Annotated in this window: 1 protein-coding gene; it reads right to left on the bottom strand. The window is 68.6% G+C overall.

Features of this window, described 5'->3' with window-relative positions:
- A partial coding sequence (locus ACXAHD_RS32335) for a helix-hairpin-helix domain-containing protein (protein ID WP_475055212.1) occupies nucleotides 1–602 on the bottom strand: 602 nt, incomplete at both ends.

Raw genomic sequence — 602 nt, 5'->3', positions numbered from 1 at the left:
CCGAACAGCGGGTGGTCGGAGACGTACAGGCCGAGCATCTCCCGTTCGAAGGTGAGCAGGTCGGTCTTGTCCCACTCGCCGTCCGGGATCGGTGGGGTGACCACCATCGGACCCGCGCCGCCGCCGGCCGGGTCGGCGGCGCCGAACGCGTCGCCGAACAGGTCGTACTGGCCGACCGCCTCGTTGCGTTTGAGGTCCATGAACGAGTCGATCGCGTCGGCGTGCACGGTCAGCAGGCCCCGGCGGGTGTGCCCCAGCGAGTCGAACGCCCCCGCCTTGATCAACGACTCGACGGTACGTTTGTTGCAGGCCACCGCGTCGACCTTGCGCAGGAAGTCGTAGAAATCGGTGTAGGCGCCCTTGTCCTTGCGGCACCGGGCGATCGCGTCGACCACGTTCGTACCCACGTTACGCACGGCGGCCAGGCCGAACCGGATGTCGGCGCCGACGGCGGTGAACCGGGCCCCGGAGGCGTTCACGTCCGGCGGCAGCACCTTGATCTTCATCCGCCGGCACTCGGCCAGGTAGACGGCGGCCTTGTCCTTGTCGTCGCCGACGCTGGTCAGCAACGCGGCCATGTACTCGGCCGGGTAGTTGGCCTT

This window comes from Micromonospora sp. ABR4_055, assembly GCF_056160425.1.
The sequence above is the reverse complement of the archived record's forward strand: the minus strand, read 5'-3'. Positions and strand labels throughout refer to the sequence as shown.